This window comes from Mesorhizobium sp. BAC0120, assembly GCF_033542235.1.
Classification (GTDB): domain Bacteria; phylum Pseudomonadota; class Alphaproteobacteria; order Rhizobiales; family Rhizobiaceae; genus JAWRCU01.
In genome coordinates, this window is the sequence record NZ_JAWRCU010000006.1 from 278,146 (window position 1) to 301,669 (window position 23,524).

Consider the following 23,524-nt stretch of genomic DNA (forward strand, 5'->3'; position numbering starts at 1 on the left):
ATGGATTTCGAACTCAATGACCAGCAGCGCCTCATGCGCGACAGCTTGCGAGCCTTCCTGACCAAGGAATGCCCCATCGAGTATGTACGCGCCTGCGACGAGGAAGAGCGCTTCCCCTTCGAACTCTACGAGAAGCTGGCGGCGGCCGGCTGGCTCGGCCTGCCCATCCCCGAGGAATATGGCGGGATGGGCGGCAGCTGCACCGACCTTGCCATCTTCCTGGAAGAGTTCGCGATGCATTTCGAGGCTGGCGCGAACATCTTCTACACCACCATCGTAATCGCCACCGACGCGCTCACCCATTTCGGCACGGAGGCGCAGAAGCGCGATCTCCTGCCGCGTCTTGCCAAGGGAGAAATCCGTTTCGCCTTCTCGCTGTCGGAACCCAATTCCGGTTCCGACGCCGCCTCGCTGCGCACGCGCGCGGTGCTCGAGGGGGACCAGTGGGTGATCAATGGCCAGAAGATGTTCTGCTCCTGCGCGCAGGAAGCCGATTACATCCTGTTGATGGCGCGCTCGGACGCCGATGCCCCCAAGCACAAGGGCATCACGATGTTCCTGCTCGATCCCAAGACCCCCGGCGTCGAGATCCGCAAGCTGAAGAAGCTCGGATTGAAGCCGATGGACCTCAACGAGATCTTCCTCACCGACGTGCGCCTGCCCAAGGATGCCATCATCGGCACGGCGAACGCGGGCTGGACCAACGCGCTCAAGACGCTCGACTACGAGCGCTGCTGCCTGTCGGCCGTGAACGTCGGAGCAGCCAAGAGCTGCCTCGACAAGGTCCTCGCCTACACCGGCGAGCGCGAGCAGTTCGGCCAGAAGATCAACAGCTTTCAGCTCACGCGCGCCAAGCTCGCCGACATGGACATGGAGATCGAAGCAGCACGCCTCCTGCTCTATCGAAGCGCCAACCTGGTCGACCGCGGCATTCCGAACAACAAGGAAAGCGCGATGGCGAACCTGTTCTCCTCGGAAACCTATGTCCGCGCCGCGCTGAACGGGATGCGGATGATGGGCGGCTGGGGCTACCTGATGGAATATGACATGCAGCGCCATTTCCGCGATTCCAAGCTCGCCGAGATCGGTGGCGGCACATCGGAGATTCTTCGCATCATCATCTCGCGGGAACTGACGAAATGAGCGCAGGCGCCGGGGATCGCATCGGGACGCGCGCGGTTCACTCCGGCTTCGAGCCGGCCGAGAATCTCGGCGCCGTCACGCCGCCCATCTATCAGAGCGCGACGTTCCTCTCGGCCGATACGGCCGAGCTCGAGGCGATCAACGAAGGCAAGAAGCGCGGCTTCGTCTATTCTCGTGTGCGCAATCCCACGGTCCTTGCCGCCGAGCAGCGCCTTGCGGCGTTGGAGGAGGCGGAGTCTGCGGTGCTCTTCGCTTCCGGCATGGCAGCCGTTGCGGGCGCGCTCGCTCCGTTGCTGTCGGCGGGTGACGAGCTGGTCGCCCTTCCCGACATCTATGGCGGCTCGATCCGCTACTTCAACGAGATGCTGCCCAGGCAAGGTGTCACTGTGCACTGGGCCGCCTCGCCCGCGCCCCAAGACGTCGCTGCCTGCATTACCGAAAAGACCAAAGTCGTTTACGCCGAGACGCCGACCAACCCGCTGGTGCGGGTGGTCGACCTCGCCGCGCTGTCAGCGCTCGCGCGCGAGGCGGGCGCGCTGTTGGTCGTCGATGGAACGCTGGGCGGACCGATGAACCAGCGTCCACTCGAGCTCGGCGCGGATCTGGTCATCCACAGCGCGACGAAATACCTGAACGGCCACGGGGACGTGCTCGCGGGCGCGGTGGCCGGATCGCGAAAGCTCACCCGTTCGATCCGCACGCTGCAACAGGCAAGCGGCGCAGTCATCGATCCGAATGCCGCGTGGCTGCTGATGCGCGGGATGGCCACCTATCCATTGCGGATGGCGCAGCACAATCTCGGCGGGATCGAGGTGGCGCGGTTTCTGGCAGCGCATCCGAAGGTCACGAAGGTGCACTATCCAGGCCTGCCGGAGCACCCCGATCACGAGTTGGCCAGGCAGCAGATGAGCGGCTTCGGCGGCCTGCTGTCCTTCGAACTCGCCGACGCGGCTCATGCCCGTCACGTCGTCGACGCCACGCGCCTGTTCGGCATCGGCCCGTCGATCGGCGGGGTCGAAAGCCTGATCAGCCAGCCGGGCAACACCTCGCACCATTCCGTCACCGCAGAGCGCCGTCGGGAGATGGGGATATCCGACGGGCTGGTGCGGGTCTCGGTGGGCATCGAGACGATCGAAGACCTGATCGCCGACCTTGCCCAGGCGCTGGAGGGCTGCAGATGAACGACCTTGTCATAGCCAACGGCACCATCGTGCTCCCCGAGGGCCCGCAGCGAGCGGACGTTCTGGTCAGGGGCGAAACGATCGTGGACGTCATCGAACCAGGAACGGGCCATGCCGATCAGGTCGTCGACGCGACGGGGAAGATCGTGCTTCCCGGCGGCGTCGATCCACATGTGCACCTCATGGTCGGGTTCATGGGCCAGCGCAGCGTCTACGACTTCGAAACCGGAGGCATCGCGGCACTGCGCGGCGGCACCACCACCATTGTCGATTTCGCGCTGCAACGGCGCGGCGGCTCCATGCTTGCGGGCTTCAAGCATCGCCGCAAGCAGGCTGATCCTGTGGTTACCCTGGACTACGGCCTGCACTTGATCGCCACGGACGTGAACCGTGAATCGCTGAAGGAACTCGCCCAACTGCGCGCTGAGGGTGTCGCCTCGCTCAAGGTTTACACCGTCTACGAGGAGGACGGACTGAAGCTCGAGGACGGCGCGCTCCATGCCCTCATGCAGCAAGCCGCGAAAGACGGACTGATGCTGGTCCTGCATGCGGAGAATGCCGGCATCGTCGAGCGGCTGCGCGCCGAGGCGGTGGCGGCCGGCCACACCCATCCGCGCTGGCACGCCCTCACCCGCCCACCGGTGACGGAGGTCGAGGCGGTCTCGCGCGCAATCTGCTTCTCGGAGGATACCGGCTGCGGGGTCCATGTCCTGCATCTGGTCGCCGGCAAAGCAATAGGACTGATCGAGGCCGCCCGGCGGAGAGGAATGCCCGTCACAGCGGAGACCTGCACGCATTTTCTGGCGCTGACCGACGAGGCGCTGGAGCGCGAAGATGGCCACAACTACATCATGAGCCCGCCGCTGCGCGATGCCGAGAACCAGTTCCAGCTTTGGCAGGGGCTGCGCGAAGGCGTGCTGTCGGCGGTGACATCCGACGAGGTGTCATATTCCGCGGCGGCCAAGGCGCTCGGCCTGCCTTCTTTCGCCACCGTCGCCAATGGCTGCACCGGGGTCGAAGCGCGCCTGCCCGTGCTCTACACGCTGGGCGTGGCTGAAGGCCGGATCAGTCTGGAGCGCTTCACGGAAGTCTTTTCGACATGGCCGGCGCAGATCTTCGGGCTGGGCGACCGAAAAGGGCGGATAGCGAAGGGCTATGACGCGGACCTTGTCGTTATCGACCCGGAGACGCGGCGCACGATGAGCCCCGCATCCGACTATGGCGACATCGGCTACAATGTCTATTCAGGCCTTGAGTTGACCGGATGGGCCGAAACCACGGTCTATCGCGGCAAAGTCACCGTCAAGGACGGCGTCTTCCTTGGCGAGAAGGGACAGGGGCGTTTCCTTGCTCGCGGCGCCGCCGAGCGGCCGGCACTCGCATGAACGAGGCCGCCGCACTCAGGGCTGATTTCGATGCGCTGGCCGAGATCGGCCGGCGGCCGGAAGGCGGCTGGGCACGGCCGGCCTTCAGCCCGGCCGACTGCGCGGCGCATGACTGGTTTCTCGAACGCGCGCGCTTGGCAGGGCTTTCGGCCCGCTACGACGCATTCGGCAATGCCGTCGCGCGCCTGGGGGCGGACAACCGTCCGGCGATCGTGCTTGGCTCCCATCTCGATACGGTCGTCGGGGGTGGCGCTTTCGATGGTGCCCTCGGCGTGCTCGCCGGCCTCGACGTGGCGCGACGTCTGGTGGCCTCCGGCGATGTGGATACTCCGGTGGAGGTTGTTGCCTTTCGCGACGAGGAGGGACGGTTCGGTCCCTTTACCGGCAGCCGTGCATTTACCGGAACGCTCCCACTCGGCACAATCGACAAGCTCCGCGACGCCGATGGAGTCAGTCTTGTCGAGGCGATGCGGATGGCTGGTTTCGACCCGGCTGCCGCGGCAGAGGCGGCACGGGATCCCGCCGGCATCTCCGCCTATCTCGAACTCCACATCGAACAAGGACCGGTTCTCGAAGAGCAAGGACTGCCGCTCGGGATTGTCACGGCGATCGCCGGGCAGGAACGGCTTGCGGTCCGCTTCGTCGGCCGAAGCGACCACGCCGGAACTGCACCGATGAACCTGCGCCGCGATGCCTTCGCCGCCACCGCGCGATTTGCCGACCGGTTTCGCGACCTCGTGCTGGCGGACGAAAGCAAGACCCTGCGCGGCACAGTCGGGATCGTCAATCTCCTGCCCAATCAGGGTAACGTCGTGCCTGGCGAAGTGCGGCTGGGGCTGGAAATCCGGGACATTGACCAAGCGGCCGTGGAACGCACTGCTCGGGCGACGGAGAAGCTCGCCGTCGAAGTGGCCGAGCAGTTCGGATGCGAGCTCAAATGTCGCTCGATCCATAAGGACGCTCCCGTTCCGATGGACACTGGGTTGCGTGGCGCACTCGAAGCGTCGGCCAGAGAACTGGGTGCCGCTTCGATGGCGCTCCCGTCGGGCGCCAATCACGATGCGGGCGTGATGGGCCGCTTCGTGCCGAGCGCCATGCTGTTCGTACCGTCGCGCGACGGGCGCAGCCATTGCCCAGAGGAGCACACGGACTGGCAGCCGATCGCGCTAGCGACAGACGTGCTGGAGGCGACCGTACGCCGACTGGCCGCCACCTCTCGAGCCGCCTGAGGGAGCCGCCGCGCATGCGTTTCCAGATTGCTGGGGGCAGCCAGAAACTGAGGGACGGCGACGCGCTCGTTTCATCTTGTTTCAAACTGGAAAACTTTGTTTCATGCTTTGCCGGCGCCAGAACCCGGACGTCGGATATCACCAACTTGGCAAGGCAATGACGCGGAACGAAGCTGCCACCTTCCATACGGGTCTCGAATCGCCGTTCTGGCCAGTAGGGTTCGCTCCGCATCTGCCGTTTCCCGCCGGCAATGCCGCGGAGAATCTCATCCGCTCGGCAACACGCCACCCCGATCGTCCATCGATGCATTATTATGGACGGACATACGACTACGCAGAACTGCTCGACGGCGTGACAGCCCTTGCAGGCTATCTTCAGCAACGGTGCGGCGTGAGGCGGGGCGACCGGGTCCTGCTCGACATGCAGAACTCACCGCAATTCGTTATCGCCTTCCATGCGATCATGCGGGCCGACGCAGTGGTCGTGCCGGCCAATCCGATGAATCTCGCAGCCGAGATCGATTATCTGGCCTCCGACAGCGGCGCCAGGGTCGCACTGATCGGCGACGAACTGATCGACCAGTTCAGGGAGCTGGTGCCGGCGAGGTTCGACCATGTGATCGTCGCCCGCTATGCAGATGCTGCGCCCGATCCCTCAGTCGATCCGCTGCCCGAAGTGATGCGCCGCCCGCGGGCTGCCCTGCTCCCGGACCGCTTCGTGAATTTCAGCCAGGCTCTTGCGGCGGGCTGCAACCCGGGTCCGGTCAGGGCTGCCTCTGACGACATTGCCGTCATGCCCTACAGCTCAGGCACAACCGGCAGGCCGAAGGCATGTATGCACCTGCATTCGGCCGTAACGTTCACGGCAGCGGCCCAGGCGAAATGGTACGGCATCGACGAAACCAGCGTCATGACCTCCTTCATGCCGATGTTCCATGTCGCCGGCATGCAGGCCTCGATGAGCGCGGCGCTCTACGCCGGCGCGGCCCTCGTGATCATGACCCGCTGGAATCGCGATCTCATCCCGGATCTCTTTACCCGGCATCGCGTCACCTGGTGGAGCGCCGCTCCGACCATGATCGTGGATGTGCTGGCCAGCGACCGCTTCTCCGACGAGACCTTCGCGCATCTGAAGGTTCTCACAGGCGGCGGCGCCTCGATGCCCGCAGCAGTCGCGGAGCGGTTGCTCGACCGCTACGGCCTGCGCTTCTGCGAGGGCTACGGCCTCACTGAAACCATATCGGCGACGCATATCAACCCCGTCGACGCGCCGAAGCCGCAATGCCTGGGCCTGCCGATCTTCGACACGACCAGCCTGGTGGTTGACCCCGAAACGATGAGGGAGCTACCGCTTGGCGAGGTCGGCGAAATTCTGGTCGCAGGGCCGCAGGTGATGGCGGGCTACTGGCAACGTCCGGAGGCAAGCGCCGAGGCCCTGGTCGATCTCGGCGGCAGGACGTTCCTGCGCACCGGTGACCTCGGTTACGTCGACGACGAGGGCTATTACTTCATCGTCGACCGCTTGAAGCGCATGATCAATGTCTCCGGCTATAAGGTTTGGCCGGCGGAATGCGAGATGCTGCTCTATCGCCACCCCGGCGTGCATGAATGCTGCGTAATCTCCGCGCCGGATCCGTATCGCGGCGAAACCGTGAAGGCGCTCATTTCCCTGAAGCCGGAGTACCGCGGCAAAGTGTCGGATCGCGACGTCGCCGACTTCGCCCGTACTGTCATGTCCGCGTACAAGGTGCCGCGAATTGTGGAATTCGTCGACAGCCTGCCTCGCTCGGCCAGCAACAAGATCGACTGGCGCCGGTTGCAGGAAGTGGAATGGAGCAAGCCTCAATGACCGCGCAGATCTGGTTCGAGGATTTCACGCCCGGCACCGTGCTCACTTCGCCTTCTCGGACGATCACGCTTGCGGATATCGACCGCTATGCGGAACTGACGGGCGAGCGCCATCCGGTCCACATGGACGAGGAATTCGCCAGGGCGGCCGGCTTCCGCGGCCGGATCGCCCATGGCCTCTTCGGGCTCGCCTTGATCGAGGGACTGAAGGCGGAACTCGGCTGCTTCGAACGCAGCGTCACCGCCTCGCTGGGATGGGACAACATCCGTTTCCACGCGCCGCTTGAGCCTGGCGACGAGGTGCATCTGAGGCTTGAACTCGTCGACCGCAGGATGACGTCCAAGCCGGGGCGCGGCATAGCGACCGAGCGGGGCGTGCTGGTCAAGTCGGATGGCAGCGACGTCACCAGCGGCGATCACAAGATCTTCCTGCTCTGTCGGCCGTCAGGCCAAGAGTTGGGCTCGGCAACGGGCCTGCCATGAGCAGTCGCGGGCCGTCTTGCGATCGGTCGCGTCGATGAGCAGGATCCTGTGGCGGCTCCTCGGCTCGGTTCCGACGCTCTTCGGGGTGGTTGTCGCGACCTTCCTGCTCACCAGAGTGCTGCCAGGTGACCCGGCGGTGTTCTTCGCCTCCAATCCCTCCATGACTGCCGAAGACATCGAACGGGTCCGCCAGTCGCTCGGATTGGACAAGTCGCTGCCCGAGCAGTTCCTGATCTATCTCAACGCCTTGCTGCACGGCGATTTGGGCATGTCGATCTCGACGGGGCTGCCGGTGTCGACCGAACTGATGAACCGCCTCCCCGCCTCGGGCGAGCTCACCATCTTCGCGTTCGTGCTGGCGATTGCCGTTGCTATTCCACTCGGCGTACTGGCTGCCCTGCGTCCGGGCTCCGTTATCGACCATGCCTGCCGGCTGATCGCGACGCTCGGCGTGTCGATGCCGACTTTCGTGACCGGCCTGCTGCTGATCTACCTGTTCTACTATCTGCTGGGCGTCGCCCCCGAGCCGATCGGCCGGCTGGATCCGTTCCTTGTCGATCCGCCGCAGGTCACCCGGCTGATCACAGTCGATGCACTGCTCGCTGGCGATCTCGAGACTTTCTGGGCGGCATTGCGGCAGATCATTCTGCCTGGCGTGACGATGGCGCTGTTCGCGCTGGCGCCGCTGGCGCGCATGACGCGCGCCTCCATGCTGGGAGCGCTGTCGAGCGAGTTCGTGCGGACGGCGCGCGCCAACGGCCTGTCGCGCAGCAAGGTGGTCTTCACCTACGCGTTCCGGAACGCGATGCTGCCGCTGGTGACGACGCTTGCCATGACCTTTTCCTACATGCTCGGCGCCAACGTGCTGGTCGAACGCGTCTTCGCCTGGCCTGGGGTCGGCGCCTTCGCGCTCGACAGCCTGATCTCGCTCGACTATGCGCCGCTGCAGGGCTTCATGCTCCTGATGGCCGGCATTTTCATCCTGGTCAACCTCGTCGCGGATCTCACCATCGCCGCGATCGATCCTCGCGCGGGGCTGAAATGATGTCCGGCACCCTTTCGCTTCTGTTTCGCGAGCGGCTGCGTGTGATGCGCTACACGCTCTCCGAGAACCCGGTGAACATGCTGGCTTTCGTGTTGTTCGGCCTGCTGGCTCTGGCCGCGCTGTTCGGGCCGATGCTGGCGCCGCACGACCCGCTTGCCACCAATGCCCAGGACGCGCTTCAGGCGCCTTCCGCCCAGTACTGGTTTGGCACGGATCAGCTCGGCCGCGACGTTTTCTCACGCGTGCTGGTGGCGACGCGGCTAGATCTGCTGATCGCGCTGGGAGCCGTCTTGATCTCCTGCGTGGTCGGTTCAGTGATTGGCGCGATCCTGGGCTATTTCGGCGGCATGCTCGACGCAACGGCCAGCCGGGTGGTCGACGTGCTGATGGCGTTTCCCCTGTTCGTTCTCGCCATGGCGCTGGTCGCTGCGCTCGGCAATACGGTGATGAACGTGATCTATGCCACGGCGATCATAAACCTGCCCTTCTACATCCGGCTGGCGCGCGCTGAAGTGAACGTGCGCCGCAACCTCGGCTATGTCGAAGCGGCTCGCGTCGGCGGGTCCGGCCATACCCGGATCCTCATGGTGTTCCTGCTGCCGAACATTCTTTCGCCGGTGGTGATCCAGGCATCGGTCAATCTCGGCTGGGCGGTGCTCAACGCGGCGGGCCTTTCCTTCCTCGGGCTTGGCGTGCGTCCGCCGACCCCGGAATGGGGCATCATGGTAGCCGAGGGGGCGCGCTTCATCACGTCGGGCGAATGGTGGATCGCGCTCTTCCCCGGCTTGGCTCTCATGGTCGCGGTGTTCGCCTTCAACCTGCTCGGAGATGCGCTGCGCGACATTCTTGATCCGAGGCTGCGGACATGAGCGCCGAAGCGTTGCTGTCTGTGCGGAGCCTTTCCGTCAATTTCCGCACGCGCAGCGGGACGGTGGCGGTGCTGGACCGCGTGACCTTCGATGTCGCGCCGGGCGAGATCGTGGGCATCGTAGGCGAATCCGGTTCGGGCAAGTCCGTCACCGCTTTCGCCGTGATGGGCATTCTCGACGCGGCCGCGCAGATCACATCGGGCGAGATCCTGTTCGAGGGCCGCAACGTCCTCGCCATGGGCGCGCGCGAGCGCGACGCCTGGCGCGGCAGCGAAGCTTCCATCATCTTCCAGAACCCGCGCACCGCATTGAACCCCATCCGCACGGCCGGAGAGCAGATCGGCGATGTGCTCGCCCGCCATGTCCCCGACACCGCGACTGTCATTCGCGCCAAGGTACTTGACGCTTTGAGGCAGGTGCGCATCCCGGACCCCGAGAAACGCGCCAAGTCCTATCCTTTCGAGCTGTCGGGCGGCCTGTGCCAGCGTATCGGCATCGCGATGGCGCTCTCCTGCTCGCCAAAGCTTCTGATCGCAGATGAACCGACCACCGGGCTGGACGTCACCACCCAGGCCGTGATCATGGATCTGATCCGTGATCTGGCGCATGAGCGGAACCTGGGTACCGTGCTCATCACCCATGATCTCGCTCTGGCGTCGGAATATTGCGACCGGATAGTAGTGATGCATGCAGGCCATGTCGTCGAAGCAGCTCCGGTCGCCGAGCTTTTCGCGCATCCACGGCACCCGTATACGACGAGGCTGCTGCGAAGCGTGCCATCGATTGCGGACGATATTTCGCAGCTGCAGGCGATCTCCGGCTCGCTGCCGGATCTCAGACGCAGCGACCTGCCGCCCTGCCGCTTCGCTGAGCGTTGCGACCGACGCATCCCGGCCTGCGACGCGGCTGGCCTCATGCTCGAGGCTGCAGGGCCTTCCCACACCGTAGCATGCCGCAATCCGCTATGACCGAGACCCCGATCATCGAGGTTGAAAATCTCGAAAAGCACTTCGTCGTCGCCCGGGAGGGGCTGCTACGCCGTCGCAAGGAGCAGAGGCTGCACGCGGTCGACGATGTGAGCTTCGAAATCTATCCGGGCGAGGCCGTAGGTCTGGTCGGGGAATCGGGATGCGGGAAGTCGACGCTCTCGCGTGTCCTGTCGCGCCTGGTCGATCCGACCGCCGGCCGGATCCGGATGAACGGCCGCGACGTGACCGACCTCAAGACTTCCGCCTTCACCAGGTCGCCGCTGCGGCGTGAGATCCAGATGGTTTTCCAGGATCCCACCGAGAGCCTCAATCCGCGCTTCACGGCCTTCGACCTGATCGCCGATCCCCTGCGCCAGCTCATGCCGCCGTCCAGCCGCGCCTCCCTGCAGACCAAGGTCGAGGCCGCTGCCGACAACGTGAACCTGCCGAGGTCGCTGCTCACGCGATTTCCCCACCAACTCTCGGGTGGCCAGAAGGCGCGCGTCGGTATTGCCCGTGCCATGGTGGTCGAGCCGAGGCTGCTGGTGCTCGACGAACCCACGTCGGCGCTGGACGTGTCGGTGCAGGCGACGGTGCTGCAATTGCTTGACCGCCTGCGGCGGGAATCGAACGTGGCCCTGCTGTTCGTCAGCCATGACCTCAACGTCGTGCGGCTGCTGTGCCGGCGCATCATCGTCATGTATCTCGGGCAGATCGTCGAGAGCGGGACGACCGAGCAGCTCTTCGATAACCCGCGTCATCCCTATACGCGGGCGCTGCTGTCCTCCATTCCGACCCTGCGACAGGACAGGAAACGCGAACGGATCAAGCTCGTCGGCGATCCCCAGAGCCCAATCAATCCGTCGCCGACAATGTGTCGCCTCTACGGCCGGTGCCCGAGGCAGCAAGAACGCTGCCGCCACGAGGCGCCGCCGCTGGTCGCTGATGCCGATGGGCGCAAGCTACGCTGCCACTTCCCGGAGAGCTGAACGGCTCGAGCGACGTGCGTTCAAGTTGGACCGCCACGCCGCTCTGTCTCTCTGTATACGCATCGGATTTGTCGGCAGACTGCTCCTTTTTGGCCGGTGCGCCGAGCTGCCGGTCGCAGCCGAAAAACAAAAAACCCCGGCATGATTTCATGGCGGGGTTTTCTTCTGTCGGGCAACCGGCAATGCCGTGCCCATTATTGGCCGGCAGCCTGCCTCAGGCGCGTGAAAGCGTCTTCAATTCGAGCTGACGGTGGAATGCGTAGCTGTACCCTTCCACGTCCTTCTGCATTCCGGTGTCGAGCGCCGGATGCCAGAGCAGGATGATCGGGATGTCCTGCTTGACCAGCGTAATCATCCGCTTGATGTCGGCGTCGTAGGTTGCGCTGTCTGTTTCGTAGCGGGTCTTTTCGACGAGCTTGGCGAATTCGGGGTTCTTGTAGGAGCCGAAATTCCACCGGGTATCGCCATAATAGAAGATACGGAAGAAATAATCCGGGTCGGCGAGATAGGAGGTCGACCCTTCGAAGTAGAAGGGAACCTTCTTTTCCTGCAGCAGCGTGCCGAGCTGGCCTGCCGGTACCTTCTGGATCTCGATCTTGATGCCGATCTTGCCGAGCGACTCCTGCAGGAGCAAGGCGATAGGTTCGGCGATGGTGGCAACCGACAGCTCGTAGGAGAATGTGGTCGAGAAGCCGTCGGCGAGGCCCGCCTCCGTCAGCAGCGCCTTGGCCTTTTCGATATCGGTCGAATAGCCCAGCGGCTGCGGGAATTTCGTGGTGGATGGCTCTCCGGGCTGGCCGCCGAACAGCGGCTGGCCCCGACCGAAAAGAGCCGCCTTGAACATGTTGTCATACGGCAGGGCATAAGCGATCGCCTGACGCACGCGCACGTCGTTGAACGGAGCGATGTCGCCATTCATACCGATGAACTGGAAACTCGATGTCGGGACGCCGATCACCTTCACGTCGGGGTTCTTCAGCAGCGCCACGACGTCCTTCGGTGGGATGTCCTGCACGATGTCGGCGTCCTTGCGTACCAGTGACGCGATGCGCGATTCCGCCGCCGGCACGGTCTGCCAGAGCACGCGCTTGATCTTCGGAAGGGCACCGCCCTTCCACTCGTCGAAGCGCGCGAAGATGATGCGTTCGCCCATGGCCGCCTTCTCGATCTTGAAGGCGCCGCCGCCGGCTGCGTTGTTCTTCAGCCACTCCATGGCGAAGGGATCGCTTTCGGTCGCGTGCTGCTTGGCCAGCTTGGAGTTGACGATGATCGGATAGGTCAAGGCCAGGTTGGGCAGCGCAAAGCGGTCGGGCTGCGGAAGGTCGACGCGTATCGTGTGCGCATCGACCACCACGAACTGGTTCGGGTCGGTCATCGAACCGGTCTGGAACTGCGCCTTGCCGACAGGGCTCGCCACCACTCGGTCAAGCGACCACTTCACGTCCTCGGCCGTGACCGGCGAGCCGTCGTGGAAGACGGCGTCCTTGCGCAGGTGGAACGTAATGGACTTCTTGTTTTCCGCTACCTCGTAGCTTTCGGCCAACTCGCCCTGGATATCGAAATAGTCGTAGTAGGGCGTACCGTCCTCGCGCGGCTTGTAGGCGAAGGTCACCAGGCGGTCATAGACGTTCCAGGTCACCTGGATCGAGTTACGGTTGACCCCTATGGAGATAGTATCGAAAGAATTCGCGGCGCCTTCGCTCAGCACGCGCAGGCTGTCGGCGCGCGATTGCGCTATCGCCCATTTGGCGGGCAGCGTGGTGGAGGCCGTCAGGGCGGCCATGCTGGCAAGAAAATCACGTCGGTTCATGTTGGTCCTGTTCCTTCTGGGGTTCGTGTCTTCCACCGGACTGCCCGTTCAGGTGTCTGCGCACCGCGCGAAGTTAGGGATTTGTCTTGCCGGGATCGCGGAAAAACGATCCAAATTTGAGCCCGCTGCGACAATTCCCGACTGCTCCCGCTATGGCTGCGGGAACAGAACCTCGCCTTCTTCTCGACGGGAAGATGTTCCTTTCATGTCCGGGTGGGTCGCCGCCGGAATCCGACGGCGAACTTTCGTGGCTCAGATGTTGGTCTGAGCGGCGCCCTTGAGGCCGAGCGCGGCGCGCGCTTCGTCCGGGGTGGCGACTTCCCTGCTTAGGCCTTCGATGATGTTGCGGATCATACGCACCTGATCGGCGTTGGAGGTGGCGAGCTTGCCGGGGCCGGCATAGAGGCTGTCCTCCAGGCCCACGCGCACGTTGCCGCCCATGGTGGCGGCCATTGTCGCCATGTTCATCTGGTGCCGACCGCCGGCCAGCACCGACCACTGGTAGCTCTCCGCCCCGAACAGGCGATCCGCCGTTTGCTTCATGAACATCAGGTTTTCCGGGCCGGGGCCGATGCCCCCCAGCGTGCCGACGATCAGCTGCACGAACATCGGCAGCTTCACCAGCCCGCGATCCACCATATGCGCCAGGTTGTAGAGATGACCGACATCGTAGCACTCGAACTCGAACCGGGTGCCCTTCTCGCCCAGCCGGGTGAGGATGGTCTCGATATCGGCGAAGGTGTTGCGGAAGATGGCGCCGCGACTGGCCTCGAGATAGTCCTCTTCCCAGTCCTCCTTCCACTGGCCCTTGTACTTCTCCTTCATCGTGTAGGTACCGAAGTTCATCGAGCCCATATTGCAGGAGGTCAGCTCCGGGGAGGCCGCCAGCGGCGCGGCTAGGCGGTCTTCGATCGCCATGAAGGTCGAGCCGCCGGTGGTCATGTTCAGGACGGCATCGCAACGGCTGCGGATGGAGCGCAGGATGTGCATCCAGATGTCCAGATCGGCTGTCGGGCGGTGGGTTTCGGGATCACGCGCATGGAGATGCAGGATCGCGGCGCCGGCCTGCGCCGCCTCGACTGCCTGGGTGATGATCGCATCAGGCGTGACCGGCAGGTAAGGCGACATGGTGGGCGTGTGCGTCGCGCCCGTGATTGCGCAGGTGATGATCGCCTTGTTCGGCTTGGCCATGACTTACTCCGTGTATTCGAGGCCGCCGCAGATGCTCATCACCTGCCCGGAAATCGGCCGCCCGCTCGGGGCGCAGAGGAACATCACCAGGCCGGCGATCTCTTCCGGCTCGACCATGGTCTTCATCGACACGGCGCGCAGCGCGATCGCCTCCATCTCCTCGTAGGAGATGCCGCGGGTCGCGGCGCGATCGGTGAAGACGCGGCGGATGCGGTCGCCGGCGACGACGCCTGGCGCGATAGCGTTTACGCGGATCTGGTCGGGCCCGAGCTCGACCGACAGCGCGCGGGCGAGCGAGATCACGGCCGCCTTGGACGCCGCATAGGGAGAGCGCAGCGGAAAAGCATATTTGCCGGCGACCGAGGCCATGCAGACGATCGACCCGCCCTTCGCTGCCTTCAGGTGAGGGATGGCGGCCCGGGCCATGAAGAACTGACCGTTGACATTTACCTCGAAGCAACGCGTCCAGTCCGCGGTGCTGATGTCCTGCACGGCCGCCGCGGGACCGGCGATCCCGGCATTGTTCACCAGTATGTCGAGCCCGCCCATGGCTTCGGTGGCCCGCGCCACGAAGTCGTTGCAGGCGGCGGGGTCGGCGACATCGCAGACCATGGTGCCGAGGCCAGGCAGCGCAGCCGCCGCTTCCGCCAGCGGACGCTCGGCGATATCGCATATCCAGACTTTTGCCCCGGCGGCGTGCATCGCCGACGCGATCTTCAGGCCGATCCCGCTCGCGCCGGCGGTGATGATGGCCTTCTGGCGGCTCCAGAAATCGGGATCTGTCATTTCAACTCCGTAATGGTGTTCTTGGCCGGACCGCCGGGCAGGATCCGCGGCGGCTGAAATGCGGTGGTGTCCGCAGGCCGATCTGCGAAGCGCTCGGCCTCGATCAAAGTGGTGTGTGCGATCGGCGCCTGCGCCAGCTTGGAAGTGGGGCGGTCGAGCGTCAGCACGTTGGGATTGCCGTGCAGGTCGAGTGCTCCGTCTTCGCCTGGCTCGGCCGGGTCGTACCAGGCGCCCGTCGCAAGCTGCACGGTGCCCCGCGAAACGTCCGGGGAGATGACCGCTCCGGCCAGGCAGGCGCCGCGGTCATTGAAGAGCCGCACGACATCCCCGCTCCGGATACTGCGAGCTGCCGCGTCCGCGGGATGAAATGCAGCGGGCTCGCGCCCTGCGACCTTGGCTTCGCGGCTCACCGCGCCGTTGTCCAGCTGACTGTGCAGTCGGGTCCTCGGCTGATTGGAGACAAGGTGCAGCGGATAGCGAGCCGCGTCGGCGGCGCCTAGCCATTCATCGGGCTCCATCCAGACGGGATGCCCGGGGCAGTCATCGTAGCCGAAGCCTGCTATGGTTTCGGAGAATATCTCAATGAGGCCGGAAGGCGTGCGCAGCGGAGCGCCCTCGGGATCGGCACGGAATTCCTCCAGCAGGCTTTTCGGCGGCGCATCGTTTTCGAAGCGAAACTCGCCGGCTTCCCAGAACGTCTCGAAGTCCGGCAGGTTGTGGCCGTAATCGGCTGCCGTTCGGCACGAGGCATCATAGAGATGGCGCACCCACGCCATCTCGTCGCGGCCCTCGGTGAAGGCATCGCGCAGGCCGAGATGGCCCGCGATATCGCTCAGTATTTCGTAGTCGTTGCGGGCCTGGCCCGCCGGCTCGACGACCCTGCGCATTGCGAAAAGATGCGGCTCCGATTTTGCGATGCCGAGATCGTTGCGTTCCACGGTCGTGGTGCAGGGAAGCACGATGTCGGCGTGTCGGGCGGTCGCATTCCACCACGGCTCCTGAACGATCACGACTTCCGGCTTCCGCCACGCGCGGACCAGCTTGTTCAGATCCTGCTGATGGTGGAACGGGTTACCGCCGGCCCACCAGACCAGTTTGATGTCGGGATAGCTGTAGCGCTTTCCGTCATAGTCGAAGGGTTCGCCCGGATTGAGCAGCATGTCGGCGAGGCGCGCGACGGGAATGAAGTCGGGGACGGGATTGCTGAACTGCGGCAAGGCAGGCCACGAGAAGGGAAGCTCGATGTTGCCCACGCGATTGGCGCCGGAATAGCCGAAACCGAAGCCTCCGCCGGGCAGCCCGATCTGGCCAAGCATGGCGGCGAGCGTGATGGCCATCCAGAGAGGCTGCTCGCCGTGACTGGCGCGCTGGAGCGACCAGGCGACGGAGATCATAGTCCGATTGGCGGCCATGCGGCGCGCCAGCGAGCGGATTGCTCCGGCCTCGATGCCGCAGATCGCTGACGCCCAGTCGGCGTCCTTCGGCTGGCCGTCTGCCTCGCCCAGGAGATAGGGCAGGAACCTGTCGAAACCTGTCGTGTAGCGTTGCAGGAAAGCGCGGTCGCTCAGCCCCTCTGTTTCAAGCGTATGAGCAAGGCCCAGCATCAGCGCAGTATCGGTGTTGGGGCGCAGCGCGACCCACTGCGCGTCCAGCTCCGGCTCCATGTCGCTGCAAAGCGGACTGACGTTGACGAATGCGGTGCCCGACCTGCGGCATTCGCGCAGCCAGTCCGGCACCCTGTGCCTGCTCACCCCGCCGGCGCTGACCTGGGCGTTCTTGACCGGCAGACCGCCGAAGGCAACGAAGAGACGGGTATGATCGCGGATCAACTCCCATGGCGTATGGCGTTCGCCCATGCCGTGGTGGCTGCCGATCAGATGCGGCAGCAGCACTTCGGCGGCGGCGTGGCTGTGCGTATTGACCGACCGGGTGTAGCCGCCGGCCACGTTGAGGAAGCGATGGAGCTGGCTTTGCGCATGGTGAAAGCGGCCGGCGCTGGCCCAGCCGTAGGAGCCGCCGAAGATCGCGCGGTTGCCGTGATCGCGCCTGACGCGTTCGAGCTCGCGCGCGGCCAGTCCGGTCGCGGTCTCCCAATCGACCGGCACGAACGGTTCGGCGCCGCGGCGGTCACGCGATGCCGCGCCTTCAGCGAGGAAACCGGCCCGCACCATGGGTTGTGGAATCCGGACCGTATCGTCCAACGTTCCCGGAATCGATCGCCCGATCGGTGAAGGCGACTGGTCTTCTGGATGCGGCATCATCGCGACCAGCCGGCCGTCTCGCACTTCAGGCCGGTAGGCTCCCCAGTGAGTCAGCGTGACGCGATTGGCCATGAGCGAACCTCAGGAGCGGATGTCGGCGCGCCCGCCATCGAGCAGCGGGGAGCTGCGCTCCCGAGTCCTGCCCGAGAAGGCGACGCCCGTGTCGGTTCTCCAGAAGGAGAAGAGGATGGTTTCGCCGGGATAGAGCGGGCCGCTGAAGCGGGCCGCAATCCTTGAAAGGCGTCCGGGATCGCCGGCGCAGAAGCGCTGCAGCACGGTCAGGCAGGCGATGCCGAATGTCGCGGCCCCATGCAGGATGGGGCGCTCAAAGCCGGCAGCGCGGGCCACGTCGGGAATTGCGTGCAAAGGGTTGCGGTCCCCGAGCAGCCGAAACAACAGCGCCTGGTCCCGGCGCGTGGATACCTCGACTATCTCGTCCGCTTCGCGCTCAGGCAGGCTTTCAAATTCCAGCTGTTCGCCGGCGGAGCCACCGAAGCCGCCGCCGCCGCGCACGAACAGGCTCGAGCGGAAGGTGAGCACGCGGCGGCCCGCCTGGAACAGACCGCTTTCCTGCAGGATGATCCCCGCTTTCCCTTCGCCCTTGTCGGTCAGGCCGATTATCTTGTCCTGCACCTTGACCGAACCGGAGGCGGCCATGGGTATGTCGAAGTGCACATCCAGTCCGCCATGGACGACCTTTGCGAGATCGACGCCGGCGCCCGCCATCCAGGAATCGTCAAAGGCGAGGATCTGCCCGAAAGTCGGGACGACGCGCTGGCCGTCTTCGTGAACAAGGCTGAGGTCGTCGGATAGGCCGGCGCCGAGCGACAGTGCGTAGAGCAGCGTGTCGCGGTCGCTATAGTCCAGATGCCGCGCGGGAAACTCGCGGCCGAGAAGGCGAGCAGGATCGAGCGTCACAGGCTGTGTCCAAACGTTGCTTTTGATCAGACAAGGATGGCACGGCGATTTGAATATTGCAACAGCGTGTCAATTGTTGAAACGCCATCACGATCGGGTTATGCGAGATAGCCTCGGGGCGCGGTCAAGGGCGCCGGCCGAAGGGTCGGCGGCGAGCGCATCTGACAATCTCGCCGGAGTCGGCCGAAGGAGTAGAAGCTGTGCGTGAAGCTGTAATCGTCGCCCTGGCAAGGACACCGATCGGCAAAGCCTATCGCGGCGCATTCAATGACACCACAGCGCAGGCGCTGGCGGCTCATGCGGTATCCAATGCCGTGACGCGCGCCGGCGTAGCCCCACAGGAAGTTGGCGACGTCGTGCTCGGGGCGGCATTGCAGCAGGGCTCGAGCGGCTTCAACATCGCCCGGCAGGCGGCGTTGCGGGCAGGATTTCCTACTTCCGTGGCGGGGATGACCGTCGACCGGCAGTGCGCTTCGGGACTGATGGCCGTGGCACTCGCGGCCCACAGCATCACCTCGGAAGGCATGGACGTCGCAATAGGCGGGGGCGTGGAATCCATTTCCCTGGTGCAGACTGTCCACGCGAACGCATATCGCGCTCAGGATCCCGACCTCGTGGCGCGCCACCCGGCACTCTACATGTCGATGCTGGAAACGGCCGAGATCGTAGCGGCGCGCTATGGTATAAGCCGAGAAGCCCAGGATGCCTTCGCATTCCAATCGCAGCAGCGGGTGGCCGCAGCGCAGGAGTCCGGCCATTTCGACGCCGAGATCGTGCCGATGACCACCGTCAGGATCGTCACCGACAAGGCGACAGGCGAAAGCCATGCCGAGACGGTTACCCTGACGCGCGACGAATGCAACCGGCCAAGCACGACCTTGTCGGACCTGGAGGCGCTTGCGCCCGTTTTCCGCGGCGGCCAGCAGATCGCCGAAGGGCGCTGCGTAACCGCCGGCAATGCGAGCCAGCTTTCGGATGGGGCGGCGGCGCTGGTGCTGATGGAGGCCCGGTCGGCGGAACGACGGGGACTGCAACCACTCGGCGCGTTCCGCGGCGTGGCGGTCGCCGGTTGCGACCCCGACGAAATGGGCATCGGTCCGGTCTTTGCCGTTCCCCGGCTGCTGGCTCGGAACGGGCTGTCCGTCGATGACATCGGCATCTGGGAACTGAACGAGGCGTTCGCCAGTCAGGCGGTTTATTGCCGCGACCTTCTGGGGATTCCGGACGAGCGGCTGAACGTCAACGGCGGGGCGATCGCCATGGGGCATCCATACGGCATGTCGGGCGCCCGCATGGCGGGTCATCTGCTGGTCGAGGGCAAACGCCGCGGCGCCCGCTACGGCGTAGTCACCATGTGCGTCGGCGGCGGCATGGGTGCAGCCGGGCTTTTCGAGATCTTCTGAGGGGGATCGACATAATGTCTTCGGAAACGCGGATCAACGCGGTGACCACATTGGCACACTCCGGCAAGGTCGCGGTGATCGCCGTTGACGCGCCGCCGGTCAATGCGCTCTCGGCTGCGGTACGCCAGGGCATCGCCGCAGGGCTTGCGATAGCCGCAGACGATGCCGCGGTCGCAGCGGTCGTGCTGATCTGCGCGGGGAAAGGTTTCTTCGCCGGCGCAGACATCAGCGAGTTCGGAAAGCCCATGGCTGAGCCAGACCTGCCGACGCTCGCCGACACGATCGAAAGATTTGCAAAGCCTGTCGTCGCGGCAATCCACGGCACCGCACTGGGTGGTGGGTTCGAGCTCGCCATGGCGTGCCACGCGCGTGTCGCAACCTCCTCGGCGCGGATGGGCCTGCCCGAGGTGAAGCTCGGCTTGATCCCCGGCTGCGGCGGCTGCCAGCGGCTGACGCGGCTTGCGGGCGCCAAGGCGGCGCTCGAGATGATCACGTCAGGCAATCCCATATCGGCTGGCGAGGCTCATTCGATGGGCATCGTGGACAGTGTCGGCGGGGTTGGCGTCCTGCGGGAGGTTGCGGTCGCGCATGCCGAGGCGCTTGCCGGCAAGCCGCCGCGCCGCACACGCGACCTCGATGCCCGCATCAAAGAGGCGCGCGCCGATCCCGCCCTCTTCAAGCGCTTTCGCGCCGGCAATGCACGGCGCTTGCGCCGCCAGGACGCGCCCGACCAGGCGATCCTGTCGATCGAGGCCGGGCTTACCCTCCCCTTCGACGCCGCAGTCAGAGCGGACACGGAGGCTTTCGACCGGCTTGAAAACGGTCCTCAGTCGGCCGCGATGCGCCACCTGTTCATTGCCGAACGCGAGGTCCGAAAGGTTCCGGGCCTGCCGCCCGACCTCGAAGCCCGCAACATTTCCAGGGTCGGCGTGGTTGGAGCCGGCACCATGGGCGGCGGCATCGCCATGGCGATGGCAAATGCCGGCATTCCCGTGTTGCTCACAGATGCAAGGCAGGAAGCCTTGCATCGAGGCCTCGCCACGATCCGGACCAACTATGAACGCAGCCTCAAGAGCGGCCGCCTGAGCGAGACGGAGCTGGAAGCAAGGATGGAGCTGATCGTCGGCGTCGACGACATCGAGGCGCTGTCAGATTGCGACCTGATCATCGAGGCCGCTTTCGAGGATATGGAGGTCAAGAAGGCGATTTTTTCCCGGCTTGACGGTGTGGCGCGGGCGGATGCCATTCTTGCCACCAATACCTCCTTCCTGAACGTCGACGAAATAGCAGCGGTAACCTCCCGGCCCGCGCAGGTCCTCGGGCTGCACTTCTTTTCCCCCGCAAATGTGATGCGGCTGCTTGAGATCGTGCGTGGAGCGCGCACCGGCGCCGACGTCCTGGCGACTGCGATGGCGCTGGCGCGCCGCATCGGCAAGACGGGCGTCGTGGTCGGAGTCTGCCACGGCTTCGTCGGCAACAGAATGCTGGCCCGCCGCCAGCGGGCAGCCAACCAGCTTATCCTCGAAGGCGCGCTGCCCTGGGACGTCGACCGGGTGCTGTACGATTTCGGCATGCCAATGGGTCCCTTCGCCATGGCCGATCTCGCAGGACTGGACCTTGGCTGGACGCCCGAACGCTCGACCGGTTCGACGATGGACGAGCTGCTTTGCGAGGCTGGGCGCTTTGGCCAGAAGAGTGGCGCCGGCTATTACGACTATGACGCGAGTCACAAGCCAAAGCCTGCGCCGATCGTCGAAGAAATGCTGGCCGGGCTCTCGGTCCGCGCCGGCGTGGAACGACGACCGGTTTCGGATGCCGAGATACTCGATCGCTGCCTGTCCCCTATGATCGAGGAAGGTCGCAAGATCATCGCCGAAGGGATTGCGCTGCGAAGCTCCGACGTCGACGTTGTCTGGGTGCATGGCTATGGCTGGCCGGCCTGGACCGGGGGCCCGATGTATTGGGCTGAGCATGGTGCGCTCGCCCCATCGGCAACACCGTCCGCGGAGCGGCCAACATCGAGGAAGCAACAATGACTGAAGAGTGGCCACTGGTGAAGGCCTTCTTCGATCACCGTACGTCCTCGATCCAGTATGTCGTTGCGGATCCGGCGACGCGGAAATGTGCCATCATCGATCCGGTTTTGGATTTCGACGAGAAATCGGGAGCGACGGCTACGAGCAGTGCCGACGCCATACTCGACTACCTGCGCGAGGAGGGGCTCGAGGTCGAGTGGATCCTCGACACACACCCGCATGCCGACCATTTTTCCGCTGCCTTCTACCTGAAGCAGAAGACGGGCGCACCGACCGCGATCGGCTCCAGGATCGTCGAGGTGCAGGAGCTCTGGAAGGGCTATTATAATTGGCCGGATTTCCGTTGCGACGGCTCGCAGTGGGATCGGCTTTTCGCCGAAGGCGACAGCTTCGTCATCGGCTCGATCCCGGCCAGGGTGCTCTTTTCGCCGGGACACACGCTTGCCTCGATCACCTATGTGATCGGTGACGCCGCCTTCGTCCATGACACGCTTTTCATGCCAGACAGCGGCACGGCGCGGGCGGATTTCCCCGGCGGCAGCGCCAGCCGCCTTTGGCGTTCGATCCAGGAAATATTAAGGCTGCCTGATCAGACGCGCCTCTTCACCGGCCACGACTATCAGCCGGGAGGCCGCGAACCGCTCTGGGAATCGACGGTCGCGGAGCAGCGCGCAAACAACATCCATATCTCGCGATGCCGCAGCGAGGCTGATTTCGTGGCGATGCGCGAGGCGCGCGACAAGACCCTGCCGATGCCGCGGCTCATCCTGCATGCCCTGCAGGTGAACATCAACGGCGGCCGCCTGCCGGAACCGGAAGCCAATGGCCGGCGATACCTGAAGTTTCCCATCGACGCCCTGGACGGCGCGGCCTGGAGCTGAGCCGACGCCGGGCGGCGCGGATAGTCCCCTGCTGACCGTTGTACCCATCAGTTTCACGCGACCACGCGGTCGAACATGTGTTGGTGATCGGTGGTCGGAAGTGATGGTGCGGCCGCTCCATCGAGCTGGCGCAGCGCATCCATGATCTGATCGAAGGACACTGGCTCCTCGACACCAGGTGGATGACGGAAGGCGGGCATCGATTCGACCGCGCAGGCATCGGATGCCCAGGACGACAGGATCGCCCGCTTTTCCTGGAGATCGAGCGTAAGGTCGTTCAGCACGTCATCGGGATGCTTGAAGTGCTGCGCCGGCGAGAGCAGCCGGTCGAGCGAGAAATCAGATGTTTCGGATGCGAGCGAGGGGATGATCGTCGAGAAGTTCTGGCGCTCCATCGAATTCCTCCGTTTCCAAAAAACTCCTTTGTTCGGGGTCTGGTTTTCCGTCTGCCCGATGCGTCGCCGGGCACGAGGATGATCTTGTTCGACCCCGCGGGAAATTCAAGCCTGGAAACTCGGCTTCGATCAAATTAACCCTATGTTTTCACGTCGTTAGCAGTCACCGATAGCGAGTGCCAAAAAATTTTGCGCGACCTCTTGAAAGCCGAAAAGCTCAAACTTAACTCGCCATGCGCGCGAGGTTTGTAGAAGCTCGCGTGCCACGTTCCGGGACCCTTCCGGAGCGGAGGAACCTCTCACAATCTGTTTGTCCGTGAGGAGAACGATATGACGTTCCGTCCATTGCACGACCGTATCCTGGTCCGCCGTATCGAGGCGGAGGAAAAGACGGCCGGCGGCATCATCATCCCTGACACTGCGAAGGAGAAGCCACAGGAGGGCGAAGTCATCGCCGCTGGTCCTGGCGCCCGCGACGAGAGCGGCAAGCTGGTCGCGCTCGACGTGAAGGTCGGCGACCGCATTCTGTTCGGCAAATGGTCCGGCACCGAGATCAAGCTCAACGGCGAGGACCTGCTGATCATGAAGGAAAGCGACGTGATGGGCGTGATCGAAGAAACAGCGAAGCTCAAGAAGGCGGCCTGATCGGCCCGCAAACCAAGCTCAAACAGTCAACGAAAGCTGCCTATTGAAGGAGTGATCC

Annotated in this window: 20 protein-coding genes; 14 read left to right on the forward strand and 6 right to left on the reverse strand. The window is 64.5% G+C overall.

The features are described 5' to 3' along the window. From SAZ10_RS16605 to SAZ10_RS16650, 10 genes are all read left to right on the forward strand, one after another. Positions 1-1,143, forward strand: coding sequence for an acyl-CoA dehydrogenase family protein (locus tag SAZ10_RS16605; protein ID WP_318610422.1), 1,143 nt, complete (start codon positions 1-3; stop codon positions 1,141-1,143). Beyond that, the gene (locus tag SAZ10_RS16610; RefSeq protein ID WP_318610423.1) at positions 1,140-2,324 is read left to right on the forward strand and encodes an aminotransferase class I/II-fold pyridoxal phosphate-dependent enzyme; all 1,185 of its coding nucleotides are present in this window, start codon (positions 1,140-1,142) and stop codon (positions 2,322-2,324) included. Before SAZ10_RS16605 ends, SAZ10_RS16610 begins: the two co-directional genes overlap by 4 nt. After that, positions 2,321-3,709, forward strand: a complete 1,389-nt coding sequence (gene hydA, locus SAZ10_RS16615; protein WP_318610424.1) for a dihydropyrimidinase — start codon at positions 2,321-2,323, stop codon at positions 3,707-3,709. Before SAZ10_RS16610 ends, hydA begins: the two co-directional genes overlap by 4 nt. Continuing rightward, on the forward strand, positions 3,706-4,938 hold the full coding sequence (locus tag SAZ10_RS16620) for a M20 family metallo-hydrolase (RefSeq protein ID WP_318610425.1): 1,233 nt from the start codon (positions 3,706-3,708) through the stop codon (positions 4,936-4,938). The genes hydA and SAZ10_RS16620 overlap by 4 nt, the downstream gene beginning before the upstream one ends. 157 nt (positions 4,939-5,095) lie before the next feature. Continuing rightward, a complete protein-coding gene (locus tag SAZ10_RS16625; RefSeq protein ID WP_318610426.1) occupies positions 5,096-6,787 on the forward strand; it encodes a long-chain-fatty-acid--CoA ligase in 1,692 nt (563 codons plus the stop codon). Beyond that, entirely contained in the window at positions 6,784-7,269 is a 486-nt protein-coding gene (locus SAZ10_RS16630) for a MaoC family dehydratase (protein ID WP_318610427.1), read from the forward strand. The genes SAZ10_RS16625 and SAZ10_RS16630 overlap by 4 nt, the downstream gene beginning before the upstream one ends. Positions 7,270-7,303: 34 nt before the next feature. Then, positions 7,304-8,314 (forward strand): ABC transporter permease, encoded by a 1,011-nt coding sequence (locus tag SAZ10_RS16635; RefSeq protein WP_318610428.1) that lies wholly within the window; start codon positions 7,304-7,306, stop codon positions 8,312-8,314. Then, on the forward strand, positions 8,311-9,183 hold the full coding sequence (locus tag SAZ10_RS16640) for an ABC transporter permease (protein ID WP_412535232.1): 873 nt from the start codon (positions 8,311-8,313) through the stop codon (positions 9,181-9,183). The genes SAZ10_RS16635 and SAZ10_RS16640 overlap by 4 nt, the downstream gene beginning before the upstream one ends. Continuing rightward, positions 9,180-10,151: an ABC transporter ATP-binding protein gene (locus SAZ10_RS16645; RefSeq protein ID WP_318610429.1), complete on the forward strand. Its 972-nt coding sequence runs from the start codon at positions 9,180-9,182 to the stop codon at positions 10,149-10,151. The genes SAZ10_RS16640 and SAZ10_RS16645 overlap by 4 nt, the downstream gene beginning before the upstream one ends. Then, a complete protein-coding gene (locus SAZ10_RS16650; RefSeq protein WP_318610430.1) occupies positions 10,148-11,140 on the forward strand; it encodes an ABC transporter ATP-binding protein in 993 nt (330 codons plus the stop codon). The genes SAZ10_RS16645 and SAZ10_RS16650 overlap by 4 nt, the downstream gene beginning before the upstream one ends. A gap of 214 nt (positions 11,141-11,354) precedes the next feature. Here SAZ10_RS16650 and SAZ10_RS16655 read toward each other — a convergent pair whose 3' ends face one another. The 5 genes from SAZ10_RS16655 to SAZ10_RS16675 form a co-directional block, all read right to left on the reverse strand. After that, positions 11,355-12,950, reverse strand: a complete 1,596-nt coding sequence (locus tag SAZ10_RS16655; protein ID WP_318610431.1) for an ABC transporter substrate-binding protein — start codon at positions 12,948-12,950, stop codon at positions 11,355-11,357. Between the two features lie 252 nt (positions 12,951-13,202). After that, positions 13,203-14,141 (reverse strand): 3-keto-5-aminohexanoate cleavage protein, encoded by a 939-nt coding sequence (locus SAZ10_RS16660; RefSeq protein WP_318610432.1) that lies wholly within the window; start codon positions 14,139-14,141, stop codon positions 13,203-13,205. 3 nt (positions 14,142-14,144) lie between these two features. Continuing rightward, on the reverse strand, positions 14,145-14,927 hold the full coding sequence (locus tag SAZ10_RS16665) for an SDR family oxidoreductase (protein WP_318610433.1): 783 nt from the start codon (positions 14,925-14,927) through the stop codon (positions 14,145-14,147). Further along, entirely contained in the window at positions 14,924-17,260 is a 2,337-nt protein-coding gene (locus SAZ10_RS16670) for a molybdopterin guanine dinucleotide-containing S/N-oxide reductase (RefSeq protein WP_318610434.1), read from the reverse strand. The genes SAZ10_RS16665 and SAZ10_RS16670 overlap by 4 nt, the downstream gene beginning before the upstream one ends. A gap of 9 nt (positions 17,261-17,269) precedes the next feature. Further along, positions 17,270-18,106: a MaoC family dehydratase gene (locus tag SAZ10_RS16675; protein ID WP_318610436.1), complete on the reverse strand. Its 837-nt coding sequence runs from the start codon at positions 18,104-18,106 to the stop codon at positions 17,270-17,272. Positions 18,107-18,306: 200 nt separating this feature from the next. Between SAZ10_RS16675 and SAZ10_RS16680 the strand changes: the two genes are divergently transcribed. Genes SAZ10_RS16680 through SAZ10_RS16690 form a run of 3 tightly spaced genes read left to right on the forward strand, consistent with a single transcriptional unit; the run spans position 18,307 to position 22,426 of the window. After that, positions 18,307-19,509: an acetyl-CoA C-acyltransferase gene (locus SAZ10_RS16680; protein WP_318610437.1), complete on the forward strand. Its 1,203-nt coding sequence runs from the start codon at positions 18,307-18,309 to the stop codon at positions 19,507-19,509. Between the two features lie 14 nt (positions 19,510-19,523). Beyond that, on the forward strand, positions 19,524-21,545 hold the full coding sequence (locus tag SAZ10_RS16685; protein WP_318610438.1) for a 3-hydroxyacyl-CoA dehydrogenase NAD-binding domain-containing protein: 2,022 nt from the start codon (positions 19,524-19,526) through the stop codon (positions 21,543-21,545). Then, on the forward strand, positions 21,542-22,426 hold the full coding sequence (locus tag SAZ10_RS16690; protein ID WP_318610439.1) for an MBL fold metallo-hydrolase: 885 nt from the start codon (positions 21,542-21,544) through the stop codon (positions 22,424-22,426). Before SAZ10_RS16685 ends, SAZ10_RS16690 begins: the two co-directional genes overlap by 4 nt. A 53-nt stretch (positions 22,427-22,479) precedes the next feature. On the opposite strand, the gene SAZ10_RS16695 is transcribed toward SAZ10_RS16690, so the two are convergent. Then, the gene (locus SAZ10_RS16695; RefSeq protein WP_318610440.1) at positions 22,480-22,821 is read right to left on the reverse strand and encodes a hypothetical protein; all 342 of its coding nucleotides are present in this window, start codon (positions 22,819-22,821) and stop codon (positions 22,480-22,482) included. Positions 22,822-23,151: 330 nt separating this feature from the next. Here SAZ10_RS16695 and groES point away from each other — a divergent pair, with 330 nt between their 5' ends. Beyond that, entirely contained in the window at positions 23,152-23,466 is a 315-nt protein-coding gene (gene groES, locus SAZ10_RS16700) for a co-chaperone GroES (protein ID WP_318610441.1), read from the forward strand. The last annotated feature ends 58 nt before the right edge of the window (positions 23,467-23,524 follow it).